Origin of the sequence: uncultured Aquimarina sp. (assembly GCF_947492115.1) — a bacterium.
Taxonomy (GTDB): domain Bacteria; phylum Bacteroidota; class Bacteroidia; order Flavobacteriales; family Flavobacteriaceae; genus Aquimarina.
On record NZ_CANLMM010000001.1, the window covers coordinates 855,903 to 875,444 of the forward strand.

Here is a 19,542-nt window from a genome sequence, read left to right on the forward strand (position 1 = left end):
TAATTAGATCACATGAGTTTGGATGTAAAATCGATTAGAACCTTTATAGGTGCTAAAAATTATAAGGTTTCTAGAGAATTTTACTTGGATTGGGGTTTTAAAGAAATAAAAATACCCCAGAATATGTCTTATTTCTTTATGGATAATTTCGGGTTTTATTTACAAGACTATTACGTTAAAAGTTGGGTAAATAATTCCATGATATTTTTAGAAGTTAAAGAATTAGAATCATCACTTGATCATATCAAAAAACTTGATTTACAAAACAAATACAAAGGTGTTAAAATCACAGATATAACCTATAATGATTGGGGAAATGTATTTTTTCTTCATGATCCCTCTGGAGTTTTATGGCAAATTGGTGAATTTAATACAGAAATTTCGTAAACTAATATTATTATGAGTGATTCACCCAAAATAGTTTGGAAAAAACTTTATACCGTTGTATTAATTGCTAACATCATTTATTTAGCATTCTTTTATTGGATTACTACAACTTTTTCTTAATAATTCAGGAAATAAAATTTTCTAAAATTAACAGTCATTATTGACAAGATACAACTAACTAACATATGCAACTTATAGACTGGATCGTACTCATTGGAACCTTATTATTCATTGTTTTATACGGTGTTTGGAAAACAAGAGGTAGCAAAAATGTACAAGATTATATTCGTGGTGGTAATGAAGCTAAATGGTGGACCATTGGTTTATCGGTAATGGCTACCCAAGCATCAGCAATTACCTTTCTATCAACACCTGGACAAGCATTTCATAGTGGAATGGGCTTTGTTCAATTTTATTTTGGTTTGCCAATCGCGATGATTATCATCTGTATTGTGTTTATTCCATTGTACCATAAGCTAAAAGTCTATACAGCCTATGAATATCTAGAAAATCGTTTTGATCTTAAAACCAGAACAATCACTGCATTTTTCTTTTTAGTACAAAGAGGATTAGGAGCGGGAATTACCATATTTGCACCAGCTATTATCTTATCAGCAGTCTTAGGATGGGACTTAACAACACTCAACATTATTATAGGTATTTTGGTTATTGTCTATACTGTTTCAGGAGGTACAAAAGCTGTTAGCGTAACTCAAAAGCAGCAAATGGCAATTATATTCACAGGAATGTTTATTGCTTTTTTCTTAATTATTAGCTACTTACCGGAAGATATTACGTTTTCAAATGCATTAGACATTGCCGGAATTAGTGGTAAAATGGAGGTTTTAGACTTCTCATTTGACCTAAGCAATAGATATACAGTTTGGACAGGGATTATAGGTGGAACATTTTTAATGTTATCTTATTTCGGAACCGATCAAAGTCAAGTACAACGATATTTGTCAGGACGCTCGGTTCGTGAAAGCCAGCTAGGTTTATTATTTAATGGTATCCTAAAAATACCTATGCAGTTTTTTATCTTACTTGTTGGTGTCATGGTATTTGTATTCTATCAATTTAATGCTGCTCCATTAAATTTTAATCCAGCAGCTAGTCTTGCCGTTCAGAATACACCATATGCGGAGGAATACAATGAATTGGAGCAAAAATTATCCGAAATTCAGGAATATAAAAAATCATCTGTTCAGAATTATTTACAGTCAAAAAATGAAAAAGAGTCTTTGGATGCTAGGAATTTAATGATAGCATTAGAGGATTCTGATAAAAAAACGAGACAGCGAGCCAAGGAATTGATAAAAGAAGCAGATGCTACTGTAGAAACAAATGATAAAGATTATGTTTTTATCCATTTCATTCTTAATAATTTACCGAGAGGTTTGATTGGGCTTTTATTGGCGGTAATTTTATCAGCTGCAATGTCTTCTACAGCTTCAGAATTGAACGCTTTAGCCTCCACCACAGCTATTGATCTTTACAAACGAAATATTAAAGAAGAAAAAAGTGAACAACACTATGTTTCAGCTTCTAAAGTTTTCACCCTTATGTGGGGAATAATGGCGATTTTAGTTGCCTGTTTTGCAAATTTATTTGATAATCTAATTCAATTAGTAAATATTATTGGTTCTATATTTTATGGAAATGTATTAGGAATCTTTTTATTGGCCTTCTTTATAAAATTTGTAAAAAGTAATGCTGTTTTTATGGCTGCCATTATTACTCAAATAATTATTATTTATGTATGGTGGCAAGATTGGCTACCTTTTCTTTGGTTAAATGCTCTTGGATGTGGAATAGTCATGTTCATGGCAATTGTTTTGGAACCTTTTATTCCCACTAGCGAAATTGAAGTAGAGTAAATTAATATCTCATCATAAAAAAATCCACGAATTAACTTCGTGGATTTTTCATGTTAGATCTTTTAATATTCTTAAGAATTAAGATTTAATTACATTTTAAGATCGGTATTATCCTTTTCATAGTTAAACAAATAGTCTATATCCATTTCTTTAACTTCTCCTAGCTTTTTCAAAGCACTCATATCCACATCTTTCTTATTTCCAATCACAAGAACATTATAATTTTCTCCTTTGATATTTTCATTAAAAAATGATTTCAGATCTTCTAAGGTCATGTCCTTAATTGTATTGTAAATTTCTTCTCTATTGTCATTATCAATACCTCGCTTCTTAAGTCCTTCATAAGTCCAAAAAATATTAGACTTGGTAATGCGTTGTGCAGCTATTTTCTTTAATGTTGCTTCTTTAGCTTGATTAAATTGTTCTTCAGCTTCTGGCATATCCGTCATTAGTTCCATCATTGCGTCTACAGCTTGAGGCAATTTATTAGCCTGAGTTCCTACATAAGCCATTACATAATCGGAAGTCCCTACTTCTCTACCCTGACTATAACTAGAAAAGGCAGAATATGCTAACGACTTAGACTCTCTTATTTCCTGGAATACAATAGAAGACAAACCACTCCCAAAATAAGTGTTAAATAATCTTGATGCTGCCATTTTCTTAGGGTCAAATTCAGCACCTTTCGCTAGTAATAACATTTCACTTTGTACCATATCATAATCAACAAAGTACACATTCCCTCCTGTTTCTTTTTCTAAATAAATAGTTTTTTCTGGATAATCTAATAAATCAGATTTTACGATATGATGTTTATCTAAAGAAGCTACAGCTGCGTCTAAATCTTTACCATAGTAGAAAATACGTTGTTTGTAATTACGTAATTCTTTCACTTTATTTACTAATTCTTCAGGTTTCATATTTTGTAACTCTGAAGCTGTATAAATATTACGTAAACGAGATTCTTCTCCATATTTACCATAACTCATAAGTCCATTCCAAAATATATTTCCTTTTTGAGTTTTATTATCCTGACGACTCTTTAAAACCTTCTCAACATACTTATTGTAGGTTTCTTGATTAGGAACCGCATTATTCCATAAATCTTCTAACAAAGATAAACCAGCATCAAGATTTTCTTTAAGCCCTGAAATTCCAACATAAGTTTTATCATCTGCTGTGAATACATTATAATTAACACCGATCTTATAAAATTCTTGTTTAAGTTGTTCTGGAGTATATTTATCAGTCCCTAAATAATCTAAATATCCAGCAGCCAAAGACATTTTTGGATCATGGTCTTTCCCCATATCGAATATGATATTTAAACTAAAAATATCATTATTTGGATTTTCTATATGAGAAATAGATAATCCGTTTTTCGTTTTACTATCCTTTATTGCCGTCTTATAATCTACAAACTGCGGAGTTAATGCTGGTGTTTTTATCTTATTAAACTCCTTTAAGAAATCAGATTCTTTACCTCGATTCAATTCTACAGGAGTAATACCAGGATTTTCGACCTTTACAATATTTTTATCCTCACCTTTCATTTTATGAACTTCTACATAGTTATTACCATATAATTCGTTAGCAAATGCCACCACTTCTTCTTTCGTAATTTTTTTCATGCTATCTAACATTTCCAGACGATTTTTCCAATCCTGAAAACCGATAAAAGCATCTAGATAAGCATATGCCGTAGAAGAAGCATTTTCATATTCTCTAATTTTAGACAAACGTAAATCATTAACTACTGCGTCTATTAGCCAATCTTCAAATTCTCCTTTTTTAATCTTATCAATTTGTTGTAATAAAAGATCTCTTACTTCATCCAATGTTTGATCTTGTTTTGGTGTACCATACAAAAGATGGAATCCATAATCATTGTCAAAATTCGTAAATGAGGAAGCATTCTGCACCAATTGTTTTTGATTAAGGTTCAGGTCAATTAATCCTGCACTAGAATTCGCAAGCATATAATCTATTAAAGTAACAATCACTTCTTGCTCTGTTCCTTTTCCTTTTGTTCTAAAAGCAACATATATAGATTCTGCAGTTGGACCATACACCTCTTTTTTCACAGGCGCAGTGAGTGGTGGTAATTCTTCAAAAGTTGGATGAGTTACTTCTTTATTCTTATAAGATCCAAAAGATTCATTCACTTTTTTAATTGTTGCATCAAAATCAATATCTCCAACCAATATTACTGCCATATTATTAGGTACATAATATTTATCAAAATAAGCATGAATTGCTTCCATTGAAGGGTTTTTAAGATGTTCGGATATTCCTATAGTAGATTGAGTTCCGTACGGGTGTGTAGGGTACAATCCTTCCAAAACAGCAAAATATTGTTTTCTTCCATCGCTATCCTGTCCTCTATTGAATTCTTCATAAACCGCTTCTAACTCTGTATGAAATAAACGTAATACTAGTTTACTAAAACGTTCACTTTCTACTGTTAACCATTTATCAAGTTCATTTGATGGTATTTTATTAACGTATACCGTTTGTTCGTTAGAAGTAAAAGCATTTGTTCCTTCTGCTCCCAATGAACTAACCATCTTGTCATATTCATTTGCTATCGATACTTTAGATGCTTCTAGAGAAACTTGATCTATTTTTTTATAGATTTCTTTCTTCTTTGTTGGATCTTTTTCTGCTTTATGTGCTTCATACAAATCAGAAATTTGTTTCAAAAACACACTTTCTTTTTCAAAATCCTGAGTACCAATCTTATCTGTACCTTTAAATACCATATGCTCTAGATAATGAGCCAATCCCGTATTGTCAGCTGGATCATAAGTAGATCCCGCACGAACTGCGATAAGAGTTTGAATTTTTGGTTCTTCCGGATTTTTGCCTAAATAAACTTTTAGACCATTATCCAACGTGTAAAGTCTAAGACCAGTTGGGTCATTGGAAACTGTTTCATAAGAAAAGCCCGAAGCATCTGTATGTTTTTCTACTTTGAGCTCTTTTTCAGATTTTGTTTTTTGATCAGATGAGTCCTTACAATTACTTAGTACTAACACCAAACATAAGAGTAAGAGTGATTTTAATGATTTCATTTAGATAATTTAAGTTAATTATATCTTTAATATTCTATTGAACGCAAAATGTTAATATATGTTACAGTTTTTAAGATTACTTTAACAAAACAACGTATAAAAAAAGCATTAGATTTTACCTAATGCTTTTCTATAATAAACCTTAATAAAATAAACTAAGGATGATATCTATATGATTAGCCTAAAACTTCAGCTACTTTCTTTCCTATCTCAGCAGGAGAATCTACAACATGTATTCCACATTCTCTCATAATTGCTTTTTTAGCTGCAGCAGTATCTTCACTTCCACCAACTATAGCACCAGCATGTCCCATTGTACGACCAGCTGGCGCAGTCTCACCAGCAATAAATCCAACAACAGGCTTCGTAGTACCGCTTTCTTTTATCCATCTTGCAGCATCAGCTTCTAATTGTCCTCCGATTTCTCCAATCATTACAACACAACTTGTTTCAGGATCATTGATCAATAATTCTACAGCTTCTTTTGTTGTTGTTCCTATAATTGGATCTCCACCAATTCCGATAGCTGTTGTAATTCCTAATCCTTCCTTCACCACCTGATCAGCAGCTTCATAAGTTAAAGTTCCTGATTTAGAAACGATCCCAACATTTCCTTTCTTAAAAACAAATCCTGGCATGATACCAACTTTTGCTTCTCCTGGAGTGATTACTCCTGGACAGTTAGGTCCAATAAGCCTGCATCCTTTGTCTTTGATATAATTAGAAGCAGTAATCATGTCTGCTACTGGAATTCCTTCCGTTATAGTGATAATAACTTTTATTCCTGCATCAGCAGCTTCCATTATTGCATCAGCTGCAAAAGCTGGCGGAACAAAAATAATAGTAGTATCTGCTCCAACTTCTTTAACTGCTTCTTCTACAGTATTAAAAACTGGTTTATCTAGATGAGTTTGTCCCCCTTTTCCTGGAGTAACACCACCAACTACATTTGTACCATATTCAATCATTTGACCTGCATGAAAAGTACCTTCACTACCTGTAAAACCTTGAACTATTATTTTAGAATCCTTATTTACTAGAACACTCATTGCGTTATTATTTTTTTATTTTTTTAGCAGTTTCAAAAGTACGGTTTTGGATACGATAGTTAAAATGAAAAGTCAAAAAAATATTTTTTTTACACTTTTTAATTTTATCTAAATATTCATTGTACTTTTTTTCAAAAACGAACTATCATTTCTTAGAAATGAATAAAACTAACTTGTTAAAAACGATTTTAAATTTTCTTGAGAAGTATCTCCTTGTTGACTTATCTGATAACCTCGATATAATTTATCATCTTTTAGCTCCCAAATAGCAATAAAATGAGCAATGACTTCTTCTGTATCCGGTTGTTCGATGGTTTTAGCCAAATAAGTATATCTAATTGTAACCATTCCATTTTCTTCCAAAAGATGACTTATTTCACATTTGAAAGTTTCAAAGGAACTCGACATTTCTTTAAACATTGTTTTAATGTCTTCGTACCCTTTTTTATTGTAACCAAAACTACTATTCCAATTTAACTCTACTTCCGGATGTAAATATTCAGAAAAGGCTTCAATATTATGTATTAAATCCGTTTGGTAAAAGGATTTAACCACCTCTTTTGCTGTTTTACTCATTACTCTTCAATTTTTCTATTAATTCAGGAATTTGCCTGATCGCAGCAATCTCTTTATATTTTTTTCTAAAGTTATCTGCAGGTGTTCCAAAATAACTTTTATTACCTTCTAAGGATTTACTAATTCCTGATTGGGCAGAAACAATTGCTTTTGTTCCTATAGTAATTCCACTAGTAACACCAACCTGTCCCCATAACGTAACTTCATCTTCAATAATCACACATCCTGCAATACCTACCTGTGAAGCGATTAAGCATTTTTTACCAATGACTGTATCATGCCCAATATGTACCTGATTATCAATCTTAGTTCCTTTTTTTATAGTAGTATCTCCTGTAACTCCTCTATCAATAGTACATAAGGAACCAAGATCCACATCATCTTCTATGACTACTCGACCTCCAGAAACTAACTTATCAAATCCTTCTGGTCGGTTTTTATAATAAAAAGCATCAGCTCCTAATACAGTACCTGAATGGATAGTTACATTATTACCGATAATTGTTCCATCATACACGCTTACATTAGCATGAATTAAACAATTATCACCAATTTCTACATTATTTCCAATAAAAGCTCCTGGCTGTATAACTGAATTCTTTCCTATTGTAGATGTGGAAGAAATCAAAGCTGTTGCCTTTTCAAAAGGTTTAAAGTAATTTGTTAATATATTAAAGTCTCTGAAAGGATCATCCGATATCAACAAAGCTTTTCCTTCAGGGCATTCTACCTTTTTATTTATCAATACAACAGTCGCTGCACTTTCTAAGGCTTTATCATAATACTTAGGGTGATCAACGAAAACAATATCTCCCGGAGTTACTACATGAATTTCATTCATGCCTTCAACGGGAAAATCTGGACTACCCACAAACTCTGAAGAGATAATAGTAGCTATTTGTTGTAGTGTATGCGTTTGAGGAAACTTCATTTTAAAACAAAATTCAAAAAACGTAAGAATTACTCCTTAATACGTTCTTTATAAGTACCTTTTTCTGTCTCAATTTTGATTTTATCTCCTTCGTTTATAAAAAGAGGCACCATAACTTCTGCTCCTGTTTCTACAGTAGCAGGTTTTGTAGCATTAGTTGCTGTATTTCCTTTTACACCAGGTTCTGTAGCGGTAACTTCAAGAATAACGCTTGCTGGCATCTCTACAGAAAGAGGCATTTGATCCTCAGAATTAATGATTACCGTAACAATCTCTCCTTCTTTTAATAATTCTGGAGCATCTAACGTAGATTTTTCTAAAGTTATCTGATTATAATCTTCTGTATTCATGAAGTGAAAGGTATCACCCTCTGCGTATAAATACTGAAATTTATGCGTTTCTACACGTACATCATCTATTTTATGACCCGCGGAAAATGTATTATCAATTACCTTTCCTGTTGTCACACTTTTCAGTTTTGTACGCACAAAAGCAGGTCCTTTTCCTGGTTTTACGTGTAAAAATTCTATAATTTTATAGATATCATGATTATATCGTATACACAATCCATTTCTAATATCACTAGTACTTGCCATCGCTTTTCTTTGTTACTTGTTATCTTATTTTTATTCTAATTAGAGAAATATCCTTTCATGATACCTCTTTGAGAGTTTTTAATAAACTCTAAAACTTCATCTCTCTCTGGTGTAGCTTCCATTTCTGCTTCAATTATCGCTACTGCCTGAGTGTTATTATAATTACTTTGGTACAAGATTCTATAGATAGACTGTATTTCTCTTATTTTTTCTGTAGAAAAACCTCTTCTTCGAAGGCCAATTGAATTAATTCCCACATATGAAAGCGGTTCACGAGCGGCTTTTACATAAGGTGGTACATCTTTTCTTACCAAAGAACCACCTGTTACAAAGGCATGATTTCCTATACTACAGAACTGCTGAACAGCAGCCATTCCTGCTAAAACCACATGATCTCCAACGTTAATATGACCTGCTAATGTACTATTGTTAGAAAAAATACAATTGTCACCAACAATACAATCATGAGCTATATGACAATACGCCATAATCCAACAGTTTTTCCCAATCTTAGTTTTCATTCTATCTGTTGTACCTCTGTTGATAGTAACACACTCTCTAATCGTTGTGTTATCACCTATTTCAGTAGTCGTATCTTCATCATTAAACTTTTTATCTTGAGGCACGGCTGATATTACAGCTCCAGGAAATATATTACAATTTTTTCCTATTCGAGCACCTTCCATAATAGTAACATTAGAACCAATCCAGGTTCCTTCTCCTATAACTACATTATTATGAATCGTTGTAAAAGGTTCAATAACTACATTTTTTGCAATTTTTGCACCCGGATGAACGTAAGCTAAAGGCTGATTCATGAATTTCGTTTTATATGTTAGTATATAACTTTAAAATATACTAAATAATTATTTTGATTTAACTATTTGTGCCATAAGTTCTGCTTCTGTAACCAATTTTCCATTAGCGTAAGCAAAACCTTGCATATGACAAATACCTCTTCTTATAGGAGTAAGTAATTCTAATTTAAATATTAAGGTATCTCCTGGAAGTACTTGTTGCTTGAATTTAACTTTATCAATTTTCATGAAATAAGTTAAATAATTTTCAGGATCTGGAACGGTACTTAATGCTAAAATCCCTCCGGTTTGAGCCATCGCTTCAACTTGCATAACACCTGGCATTACTGGTGCACCAGGAAAATGCCCTACAAAAAAAGGCTCGTTCATAGTAACATTTTTCATTCCTACAACATGTCTATCAGACATCTCCAAAATCCTGTCAATTAATAAAAATGGCGGTCTATGAGGAAGCATAGACATAATTTTATTAATATCCATTAAAGGTTCCTTGTTGAGATCAAACTGAGGAACTTTATTTCTTTTTTCGATCTTAATAATCTTTGCTAATTTCTTAGCAAACTGTGTATTCACATAATGCCCTGGTTTGTTCGCTATGATTTTTCCTTTAATGCGAGTACCAATAAGTGCTAAATCTCCTATGACATCTAATAATTTATGTCTAGCCGCTTCATTGGGATAATGCAACGTAAGGTTATCCAAAATTCCGTTAGGCTTTATAGCTATGGATTCTTTACCAAAAGCAACTTTAAGCTTTTCCATAGTATCTGGACTTAATTCCTTGTCCACATATACGATGGCATTATTTAAATCTCCTCCTTTAATTAGACCATGCTCTAACAGCATTTCTAATTCGTGTAAAAAACTAAAGGTTCTAGCATCGGCAATTTCTTCTTTAAAATCTGAAATATGTTTTAAGGAAGCATTTTGAGTTCCTAAAACCTTTGTTCCGAAATCAACCATTGTAGTCACTTGGTATTCATCCGAAGGCATTACGATAATTTCGCTACCAGATTCTTCATCGGTATAAGAGATAACGTCTTTTACAACATATTCATCTCTTTCTACCTCCTGCTCTACAATACCAGCCTCTTCTAAAGCTTTTATAAAAAACTTACTAGACCCATCCATTATTGGTGGTTCCGAAGCATTTAATTCTATTAAAAGGTTGTCTATTTCTAACCCAACACAAGCAGCAAGCACATGCTCTGAAGTTTGAATACTTACACCGTTTTTCTCAAGATTTGTTCCTCTCTGAGTATTCACAACATAGTTTGCATCTGCTTCAATGATTGGACTACCTTCTAAATCAACCCGACAAAAAGCATATCCGTGGTTTTCAGGAGCCGGTTTAAAGGTTAGTGTTACTTCTTTTCCCGTGTGAAGCCCTACTCCTTTTAGCTCCACTTCTCTTTGAATAGTTCTTTGTTTATTTACAACGGAATCACTCATTGTCATCTATCTTTTTCTCAAGTTTGTATATTCTATCAACAATTTTGGGCAAATTTTTAAAGTGTACATAAGATTTATTATAATCTGAGTACCCTAAGGCTGGAGATCCTTGTATCGCTTCTCCATCTTTTATATTTCTTCCTATTCCAGATTGCGCTTGAATTCTTACCTTATTTCCTATAACTAGGTGTCCAGCAATACCCACTTGTCCACCAATTAAACAGTGTTTACCAATTTTGGTAGATCCTGCAATACCAGTTTGAGCAGCAATTGCTGTATGCTCTCCTATTTCTACATTATGAGCAATCTGGATTTGATTATCAAGCTTTACTCCTTTTCTAATTATAGTTGATCCTAAGGTTGCACGATCTATAGTAGTTCCTGCTCCTACATCTACATTGGATTCTATAATTACATTACCAGTTTGCGGTACCTTACTATATTCTCCTTTCTCATTTGGAGTAAATCCAAAACCATCAGCTCCTACAATAGCACCGCTATGAATAACACATTCATCTCCAATAACAGATTCGGAGTATATTTTTGCTCCAGCAAAAACAATAACATTATTACCTATAGTAACATTATCTCCTATATATACATTAGGATAAATTTTGGCATTCTCTCCAATGGTTACATTATCTCCTAAATAAGAGAATGCACCTAAATACATGTTCTCTCCGTACTTGGCGCTTTCAGAAATAAAACTAGGTTGTTCTATACCTGTTTTATTCATTTTTACCATATTATAATAATCTAGTAATTGCGAAAACGCTTTGTAAGCATCATCTACTCGTATTAAAGTAGTTTTTATATCTGATTCTGCTTCGAACGTTTTATCCACAATAGTAATGGATGCATCGGTAGAATATATATACGGAGTATATTTGGGATTAGATAAAAATGTTAGCGAACCTTTAGTTCCTTCTTCTATCTTTGCTAGCTTCGATACTTCTACGGTTTCATCTCCTTCGATTTCACCATTTAGAATACCTGCAATTTGTGTGGCTGTAAAAATCATTAGCAACAAAAGTATAAAAAATGTCTTAATCTATGTACTTTGGATAACAGATAAAATATTTAGTCACCGGTTTTGCCAAAGCCTTTAAATTAAATTGATCTGTAGCACTCACAATATCAACTATTTTGCTCGATTTATATAGGATATTAATATTCTGCTTATTTTGATGATACGCCTGATTTGCAATCATTCCGGTGAACACAAAATAACGTGCTTCTTCTTCAGAAATATTAGATTTAACTTTAAAATCCTGTATGCGCTTCTCTATTTTTTCTTCGTTAAATTTCTTCTTCTTAATCTTGATTCTTAGCAAATCTCTTTCGATAATCATTTTACATAAATTGCGTAAAACAAAATCCTGAGATGTTACCCATTCCTTCATAGCAGACACCACATCATAATCGTCTAGTTTGGAAAATGTTTCTAAGACTTCGTCTGTAAAATTATCAGAATCAATTTTGTTCTCCAGAAAGAACAGTAATGGTTTGCTAGCATGCAGTTTTTCGCCACGCTCTACTAGCTCCTTTGCTCTTTTTAACACTCTAATTAATAAGCTTTCTGCTACCAAACTAGTTTTATGCAGATATACCTGCCAATACATTAATCTACGTGCTAATAAAAACTTCTCTACAGAATATATTCCTTTTTCTTCTACTACCAATTCGTCTTTTACTACATTGAGCATGGTAATCAAACGTTCGCTATTAATATTTCCTTCTGCGACACCTGTATAAAAACTATCTCTCTTTAGATAGTCCAGGCGATCCATATCTAATTGTCCAGAAATTAGCTGATGAAGAAAGTTGCGATGATATTCTCCTTTAAAAATTTGAATAGCGAGCGTTAAACTCCCGTTAAATTCAGCATTAATTTTTTCCATAAACATTAAAGAAATGGATTCATGGTTTACTTCATTTACTATACTATGTTCCATGGCATGAGAAAAAGGACCATGACCAATATCATGAAGTAAAATAGCAATGTACAAAGCATCTTCTTCTTCAGAAGATATCTGAACTCCCTTGAAACGAAGTACTCGCACTGCATTTTGCATTAAATGCATACATCCTAATGCATGATGAAATCGTGTATGATGAGCACCTGGATATACTAAATAAGATAATCCCATTTGCGATATTCTTCGTAATCGCTGAAAGTAACGATGCTCAATAAGATCAAAAATTAGTTCATTAGGTATGGTAATAAAACCGTAAATTGGATCGTTTAATATTTTAAGCTTATTTCTTTTTTTCAAGTTTACTATACTTTTGTTAACAAATATATATTTCTACCATTAGAATTACGAATTATCAATTAACATATTATATTTAAAACGTGAAATTGTAATTCTTGAAAAAAGAAAGAGTCAATTATATATACGAAACATATCTAAATAATAGTGATCAATTAGGGTTAACTATTATTCATAAACATATAAAAATTAACATCGCATGAGCAACATAAAGATACTTTGGGTAGATGATGAAATTGATCTATTAAAACCACACATATTATTCTTGGAAAAGAAAAATTATGAGGTTACCAAATGTCAAAGTGGTACAGAAGCCATAGAAACATTAGAAAACCAAAACTTTGACATTGTATTTTTGGACGAAAACATGCCTGGACTTTCTGGAATAGATACTTTAGCAGAGATTAAGGAAAAAAATGATAGTCTTCCTGTAGTAATGATTACAAAAAGTGAAGAGGAATATATCATGGAAGAAGCTATCGGAAGTAAAATTGCTGACTATCTTATTAAGCCCGTAAATCCGAATCAGATTTTATTGAGTTTAAAAAAGAACCTAGATCACTCTAGATTAGTATCCGAAAAGACTACCTCTAACTATCAGCAAGAATTTAGAAAGATTGCTATGGATATGGCTATGGTAAACTCTTATTCCGAATGGGTAGAATTGTATCAAAAATTGTTGTACTGGGAGATCCAATTAGAGGATATAGAAGATACTGGAATGTTTGAGATTTTGGAATCTCAAAAAGTAGAAGCTAATTCCCAGTTCTGTAAATTTATAGACAAAAACTACCCTGATTGGTTTAATGGTAATGAAGAAGCGCCAATCATGTCGCATACTTTATTTAAAGAAAAAGTAGTTCCTGAACTTAGCAAAGAGCAACCTACATTATTCATTGTAATAGATAATTTAAGGTATGATCAATGGAAAGCTTTTGAACCTATTGTAAATAATTATTACAAGAAAGAAGAAGAATTATCGTATTGCAGTATTTTACCAACTGCCACACAATATGCAAGAAATGCTATCTTTTCTGGGTTAATGCCAGCGGATATGAAAAAGAGACATCCTGATCTATGGTTAGATGATGTGGATGAAGGTGGTAAGAACATGAACGAAAATGAATTCTTAACGGCGCAATTACAACGATTAGGATTAGATATTAAACACGAATATTATAAAATTACAAACGAGAGATCTGGTAAAACTCTAGCCGCTAATTTTAAAGGACTCAAGGATAATGACCTAACTGTGGTTGTATACAACTTTGTAGATATGCTATCACACAGTAAAACAGAAATGGAAGTTATTAAAGAATTAGCTTCTAATGACAAGTCATATCGCTCTCTTACCCAAAGTTGGTTTAAGAACTCGCCTTTATTAGAGATGATACAACAAGCTCAGCAAATGGGCTTCAAACTATTGATCACTACTGATCATGGGACTATTAACGTTAAAAACCCCTCGAAAGTAATAGGAGACAAAAACACTAGTTTAAATTTAAGATATAAGACTGGTAAAAGTCTTACTTATGAGGATAAAGAAGTATTAGCTGCCACAAATCCAAAAACAATTCATTTACCTTCTATCAATATGAGTAGTTCTTTCATATTTGCCAAAGGTGATTATTTCTTTGCTTACCCAAATAATTACAATCATTATGTAAGCTATTACAGAAACACCTATCAACACGGAGGTGTATCCTTAGAAGAAATGATTATTCCTTTTGCAGTATTAAAACCAAGATAGCATATAGACTTTATCATATAACTTATACAGAGTATGCGATATGAAAAATATCATATTGCATACTCTTATTTTATGTAGTATGTTGCACTAACAAAAAATAGTACTGTGAAGATTACCTATACCTTAGAAGAGCTCTCAAAAACAGCTGAAGAAATTATTAACAATGCTACCCACAAAACATTATTGTTTGATGCAGAAATGGGCGTTGGTAAAACAACACTTATTAAAGAAATATGCAAACAATTAGGTGTCGTTGATACGATCTCCAGCCCTACCTATTCTTTAGTGAACGAATATCAGGGTAAAAACGACACCATTTATCATTTCGATTTTTATAGAATCAAACAAGAAGAGGAAGCCTACGACATCGGTTTTGAAGAATATCTTGATTCTGATGCATGGCTATTTATAGAATGGCCAGAAAAAATTACCAATTTATTACCTAATGATAGTGTTAAAGTTAAAATTGAGCTCCAAGACGATGGTAAAAGAGTACTATTATTGGGGTAAAAAATGTTAAAAAAACCGTTTTAATAAAATTTAACAGACTAACGCTTTTTCTTACACTAATAAAAAACTATTTTTATTGTTGTTTTTTACAAGTATTTAATCGGCAAAAATATGTTTTTCGACAGTTTCTACGTAAGAAGTATACTTTTTCTCAGTACTAAAAACGCTTGCTTACGGCTTGCAAAACTACAATTTTTTTGATTCGATTGACTGTTGGATTTTCTTATATGTTTGGGGCCATAACTAATTAAATCCCTATTATAATGAAAATCACGACAACACTTTTTTTCAGTTTTTTCTTTAGCTTATCTATCTACATGTTCTCCGATGTAGAAAACCAAACCCAACCAACATCCGATACCTCAATCACACAAAATGTCAGAAACAAAAAAGGATACTCAATACCAATGTCAGTCCCAAAGAAAAAAATCAAGGTACCTAGTTCGAACTAATATTATTGTTATTTCTATAGCAACTATACCGTTTTTATTTTATATCAATGATATTTTCCCAGATGGTGCCATCTGGGAAAGTTCTTTTTTTACTTACCAAAGCAAGTATTATGAAAGCGTTAATGTATTTGTGTGGGTAGTATTAGGAAAACTTATCCCCTTGTTACTATTTATCATTTGGTTTTTTACCTGCAAGCACTGGTGGTATTTAGTTATTTTAATCCCTATTTCCTTATATTCATTTCAATTAGCTTCTATTATTCTTGAAGATTCGGAATTTATAGATAATGATCACTTTTATTATTTGATACCAGTAGTAATAATAGTTTTAAGCATTGTTTATAGTATTAGAACTAAGGTTTTTGATAAAATTCATAACATCGATTTATCAGAATTGGATGCCCTAAAAAAGTCTAATAAAAAATCCTGGTGGAATAGATTACGCTAAAACTAGTATTCAATTATTTGCGAGTCTACTAATTAATCCTAATAGAGATCAAGTATTATATAACTTACGAATGTTTTTATTACAAATACGGTAATACTAAATTTGGATGCTATTCATTTTTATTCGTAATTTGAGATACAGAATGACACACAAATGAGTAAACCAACCTCGCCTTTTACCAAAGAACAACTATTGCCGCAGGAAGAAATGATTGAAGTGGCAAAGAAAAAAGGAAAACTATTCATAGGCATCCCAAAAGAAACCAGTTATCAAGAAAAGCGTGTATGTCTTACGCCTGATGCTGTAGCAGCGTTAACTGCTCATGGCCATAGAGTATTATTAGAATCTAACGCAGGTATTGGTGCAAGTTTTACAGATAGAGAATATAGTGAAGCTGGTGCCGAAATTACCAAAGATACTACCAAGGTTTTTGGTTGTCCGATAATCCTAAAAGTAGAACCACCTTCGTTAGAAGAACTAGAGCACATTAATCCACAAACGGTTTTAATCTCTGCCTTACAGTTAAAAACCCAATCCAAAGTCTATTTTCAAGAATTAGCAAAGAAAAGAATCACAGCACTTGGTTTTGAGTTTATAAGAGATGCAGATGGTGCATATCCAGCAGTAAGAGCTCTCAGCGAAATAGCAGGAACCGCAGCGGTACTCATCGCCTCAGAATTAATGAGTAGTGCTACCCAAGGTTCTGGACTTATGATGGGTAATATTAGTGGTGTTCCACCTGTAGAGGTTGTGATTGTTGGTGCTGGTACAGTTGGTGAATTCGCAGCACGATCTGCTATTGGACTTGGCGCTAATGTAAAGATATTTGACAATTCTATTACCAAATTACGTTGCATACAAACCAATATGGGAAGACCTTTGTATACCTCAACCATACAACCCAAAAACCTATTAAAAGCATTACGTCGATGTGATGTTGTGATTGGAGCGGTAAGAGGCAAAAACAGATCCCCAATTATTGTTTCGGAAACCATGGTAGAACGCATGAAAAAAGGAGCTGTAGTGATCGATGTGAGTATTGATATGGGTGGTTGTTTCGAAACTAGCGAAGTTACCTCTCATGATCATCCTACTTTCGAGAAACATGGTGTGGTGCATTATTGTGTACCAAACATTCCATCTCGTTATGCTAAGACCTCTTCCCTATCCATTAGTAATATTTTCACACCGTATTTACTTCAAATTGGAGATGAAGGCGGTATTGAAAACGCAGTGCGTTTTGATAGAGGATTAAAAAGTGGATTGTATTTCTATCATGGCATTTTAACCAGTAAATCCATAGCAGATTGGTTCGATCTTTCTTACAGAGATATTAATTTATTGATTTTCTAAGAACATAAAATATTGGATCTGCTTTTACTATATGAATTTGCAGATTCTTTGAGATACAAAGCCTATCTAAATCGATAAACTTTGTGTACTTTTGGGCTTTGATTTTTACAGTACATGAAACTAGCACATCGACTTGGATTTTATTTTTTTGGATTTATTATAGGATTGTTTTTATTGTTCTTTTTTCTAGGTGGCAAAAATGCATCTTGTGATTATTCTCCCAATGCTCGAGTACTCAAAAATATAAGAATTAAAGAACGACTATTTTCGGAAGAGGTATTGACAGCTATGCGCAATAACAGTATTGATACTGCTGATATTTCTTCTATTCTTACCTCAGGAAGTGTAGATTTCGGAAAGAGCAATACCCAACTAGATTCTTGTAAAACTTATTTTATAGAAGGTGTTGCCAAAGAAAAATTAGTTAGTCTATTGATTGCTAATTGTGATTCTATTGCTAAGATAAATTCTTTGGAAATCAATAAATAATTATAAATCCCTGCCCATTACCCAAAACTCAAAGTTTTCTTTGCCAATACTAAAAGGGTGTTCCCCAACAATTTTGTAGTTATCTCTTTGATAAAAAGACACAGCCTTTGTATTCTCTTTTAGAACCGACAACCATATATAATCACTGCTTTCTTTAGCCTTTTTTAGAATTAATTGTTGCAATTGTCCTCCAATGCCTTTTGATAGATAGTCTTGTAATAGGTAAAGCTTTTGTAGTTTACATGAATTATTAGACACTATAAATTCAGATCGAGCATTCAATTGAATTTTTGCATATCCAACAGGCTTTTCATCGTACAATACAATCCAGTATATATTATGAGGTTTGCCTATACTAGTTTTTAGTTTTGCCAAGGAAAATGTTCTTTCTAAATAGTCTAAAAGATCCTGTTTATCGTTAAAAAGATAACCAAATGATTGATCAAAGGTCTTTTTTCCTAAAAAAGAAATGTCCTCTACATCTGTTATAGTAGCTATTCTTATTGTTATAGTCATTATTATCGTTTTCTAGCCTCAACACCTTTAAACCGAATCAATAATTTCTCAAATAAATTTATATCTATTGGCTTATAAACAATTTCAGTACCTACTGGGTCTTTTTCCAATAAGTGTGACGGTCTTGTAGGTCTTTTAGTAAAACCTCCTCCACAATTAGGACATACATTATGGAAGATAGTATCTACACAATCTTTACAGAATGTGCATTCGAAAGTACAAATCATAGCTTGGTTACTATCATTAGGTAATGATTTATTACAATTCTCACAAGTAGGTCTTATTTCTAACATAATTACAAAATTAGGATAACTTATTCTTAGTTACATAATTAGATACCGATTCAGGAATCGATACTCCTACTTTCAGATCTTTTTCTGATATTGGAGCTAGGGCAACTTGCTTGATCGGAATTACACCAGCCCAGATTGGTAATTCATGATCTTCTTTCTCATCCACAACTCCTTCTGCCCTTACTTTGGCAGATGCCATATCTATTTTTATAGCCATGACCAATGTAGCATTAATTTCTTTAGCATTGGGTTGTCGAATATTATTCCAGTGTCCAGGAACCATATGATCAAGAATACACTTTAGGGCCTTCATTTTTTCTTCGGAATCTTCTACATTTCTTACATTTCCAAAAATAGTAGCAGATCTGTAATTAGCAGAGTGATGAAATGCAGATCTTGCCATTACTAAACCATCTAAATGTGTTACTGAAATACTCGCCTTACCTACTACCAATAAATTAGTCATCATCCTATTTTTTAAGGATCCATGAATATAGATGATATCTCCATCTCTTCCATAAGCAGTAGGTATTACAATAGCGCTATCACTCCAAACGTAGCCTATATGACATAAGAAGGTATCATCTAAAATTTGATGAATCTCTTCGACATTATACCTTGCTCTTTTGGATCCTCTGACTACTTTATTAAGTTTTGTTACTTGATATTCTGACATTTCTTGTTCATTTTTTGATTTG

Annotated in this window: 19 protein-coding genes; 7 read left to right on the plus strand and 12 right to left on the minus strand. The window is 32.5% G+C overall.

The window, feature by feature from the left end; translation table 11 throughout:
• The first annotated feature begins 12 nt into the window (after positions 1 to 12).
• Both Q1A73_RS03880 and Q1A73_RS03885 read left to right on the plus strand, forming a co-directional pair.
• On the plus strand, positions 13 to 387 hold the full coding sequence (locus tag Q1A73_RS03880) for a glyoxalase (RefSeq protein ID WP_299601825.1): 375 nt from the start codon (positions 13 to 15) through the stop codon (positions 385 to 387).
• Positions 388 to 572: 185 nt separating this feature from the next.
• A complete protein-coding gene (locus Q1A73_RS03885) occupies positions 573 to 2,264 on the plus strand; it encodes a sodium:solute symporter (protein ID WP_299601828.1) in 1,692 nt (563 codons plus the stop codon).
• 89 nt (positions 2,265 to 2,353) lie between these two features.
• On the opposite strand, the gene Q1A73_RS03890 is transcribed toward Q1A73_RS03885, so the two are convergent.
• The 9 genes from Q1A73_RS03890 to Q1A73_RS03930 form a co-directional block, all read right to left on the minus strand.
• On the minus strand, positions 2,354 to 5,338 hold the full coding sequence (locus Q1A73_RS03890) for an insulinase family protein (RefSeq protein ID WP_299601831.1): 2,985 nt from the start codon (positions 5,336 to 5,338) through the stop codon (positions 2,354 to 2,356).
• A gap of 176 nt (positions 5,339 to 5,514) precedes the next feature.
• Positions 5,515 to 6,387, minus strand: coding sequence for a succinate--CoA ligase subunit alpha (gene sucD / locus Q1A73_RS03895; RefSeq protein WP_299601834.1), 873 nt, complete (start codon positions 6,385 to 6,387; stop codon positions 5,515 to 5,517).
• 168 nt (positions 6,388 to 6,555) lie between these two features.
• On the minus strand, positions 6,556 to 6,963 hold the full coding sequence (locus Q1A73_RS03900; RefSeq protein ID WP_299601838.1) for a nuclear transport factor 2 family protein: 408 nt from the start codon (positions 6,961 to 6,963) through the stop codon (positions 6,556 to 6,558).
• Positions 6,956 to 7,894 carry a UDP-3-O-(3-hydroxymyristoyl)glucosamine N-acyltransferase gene (locus Q1A73_RS03905; RefSeq protein WP_299601841.1) on the minus strand — a complete coding sequence of 313 codons (939 nt, stop codon included), beginning with the start codon at positions 7,892 to 7,894 and terminating at the stop codon, positions 6,956 to 6,958. The genes Q1A73_RS03900 and Q1A73_RS03905 overlap by 8 nt, the downstream gene beginning before the upstream one ends.
• 29 nt (positions 7,895 to 7,923) lie before the next feature.
• On the minus strand, positions 7,924 to 8,490 hold the full coding sequence (gene efp, locus Q1A73_RS03910; protein ID WP_299601844.1) for an elongation factor P: 567 nt from the start codon (positions 8,488 to 8,490) through the stop codon (positions 7,924 to 7,926).
• Positions 8,491 to 8,525: 35 nt separating this feature from the next.
• Positions 8,526 to 9,308 (minus strand): acyl-ACP--UDP-N-acetylglucosamine O-acyltransferase, encoded by a 783-nt coding sequence (gene lpxA / locus Q1A73_RS03915; RefSeq protein ID WP_299601847.1) that lies wholly within the window; start codon positions 9,306 to 9,308, stop codon positions 8,526 to 8,528.
• Positions 9,309 to 9,356: 48 nt separating this feature from the next.
• Positions 9,357 to 10,760, minus strand: coding sequence for a bifunctional UDP-3-O-[3-hydroxymyristoyl] N-acetylglucosamine deacetylase/3-hydroxyacyl-ACP dehydratase (locus tag Q1A73_RS03920; protein WP_299601848.1), 1,404 nt, complete (start codon positions 10,758 to 10,760; stop codon positions 9,357 to 9,359).
• A complete protein-coding gene (gene lpxD, locus Q1A73_RS03925; RefSeq protein WP_299601850.1) occupies positions 10,753 to 11,781 on the minus strand; it encodes a UDP-3-O-(3-hydroxymyristoyl)glucosamine N-acyltransferase in 1,029 nt (342 codons plus the stop codon). The genes Q1A73_RS03920 and lpxD overlap by 8 nt, the downstream gene beginning before the upstream one ends.
• A 25-nt stretch (positions 11,782 to 11,806) precedes the next feature.
• The gene (locus Q1A73_RS03930; protein WP_299601852.1) at positions 11,807 to 13,036 is read right to left on the minus strand and encodes an HD domain-containing protein; all 1,230 of its coding nucleotides are present in this window, start codon (positions 13,034 to 13,036) and stop codon (positions 11,807 to 11,809) included.
• 196 nt (positions 13,037 to 13,232) lie between these two features.
• On the opposite strand from Q1A73_RS03930, the gene Q1A73_RS03935 reads away from it, so the two are divergent.
• The 5 genes from Q1A73_RS03935 (at position 13,233) to Q1A73_RS03955 (ending at position 18,035) form a co-directional block, all read left to right on the plus strand.
• Positions 13,233 to 14,783, plus strand: coding sequence for a PglZ domain-containing protein (locus Q1A73_RS03935; protein ID WP_299601854.1), 1,551 nt, complete (start codon positions 13,233 to 13,235; stop codon positions 14,781 to 14,783).
• A gap of 105 nt (positions 14,784 to 14,888) precedes the next feature.
• The gene (tsaE, locus tag Q1A73_RS03940; RefSeq protein WP_299601857.1) at positions 14,889 to 15,293 is read left to right on the plus strand and encodes a tRNA (adenosine(37)-N6)-threonylcarbamoyltransferase complex ATPase subunit type 1 TsaE; all 405 of its coding nucleotides are present in this window, start codon (positions 14,889 to 14,891) and stop codon (positions 15,291 to 15,293) included.
• Between the two features lie 375 nt (positions 15,294 to 15,668).
• Positions 15,669 to 16,193 (plus strand): hypothetical protein, encoded by a 525-nt coding sequence (locus Q1A73_RS03945; RefSeq protein ID WP_299601860.1) that lies wholly within the window; start codon positions 15,669 to 15,671, stop codon positions 16,191 to 16,193.
• Positions 16,194 to 16,346: 153 nt separating this feature from the next.
• Positions 16,347 to 17,546 (plus strand): alanine dehydrogenase, encoded by a 1,200-nt coding sequence (locus Q1A73_RS03950; RefSeq protein ID WP_299601862.1) that lies wholly within the window; start codon positions 16,347 to 16,349, stop codon positions 17,544 to 17,546.
• Between the two features lie 114 nt (positions 17,547 to 17,660).
• Entirely contained in the window at positions 17,661 to 18,035 is a 375-nt protein-coding gene (locus tag Q1A73_RS03955; protein WP_299601865.1) for a hypothetical protein, read from the plus strand.
• Here Q1A73_RS03955 and Q1A73_RS03960 read toward each other — a convergent pair whose 3' ends face one another.
• The 3 genes from Q1A73_RS03960 to Q1A73_RS03970 are packed head-to-tail and all read right to left on the minus strand — an operon-like array spanning position 18,036 to position 19,520.
• Positions 18,036 to 18,551 (minus strand): GNAT family N-acetyltransferase, encoded by a 516-nt coding sequence (locus Q1A73_RS03960; protein ID WP_299601868.1) that lies wholly within the window; start codon positions 18,549 to 18,551, stop codon positions 18,036 to 18,038. It abuts the gene before it with no gap.
• 2 nt (positions 18,552 to 18,553) lie between these two features.
• Complete coding sequence (locus tag Q1A73_RS03965) at positions 18,554 to 18,844, minus strand: DUF1272 domain-containing protein (protein WP_299601870.1); 291 nt, start codon at positions 18,842 to 18,844, stop codon at positions 18,554 to 18,556.
• A gap of 10 nt (positions 18,845 to 18,854) precedes the next feature.
• Entirely contained in the window at positions 18,855 to 19,520 is a 666-nt protein-coding gene (locus tag Q1A73_RS03970; RefSeq protein ID WP_299601874.1) for a pyridoxamine 5'-phosphate oxidase family protein, read from the minus strand.
• Positions 19,521 to 19,542 lie beyond the last annotated feature (22 nt).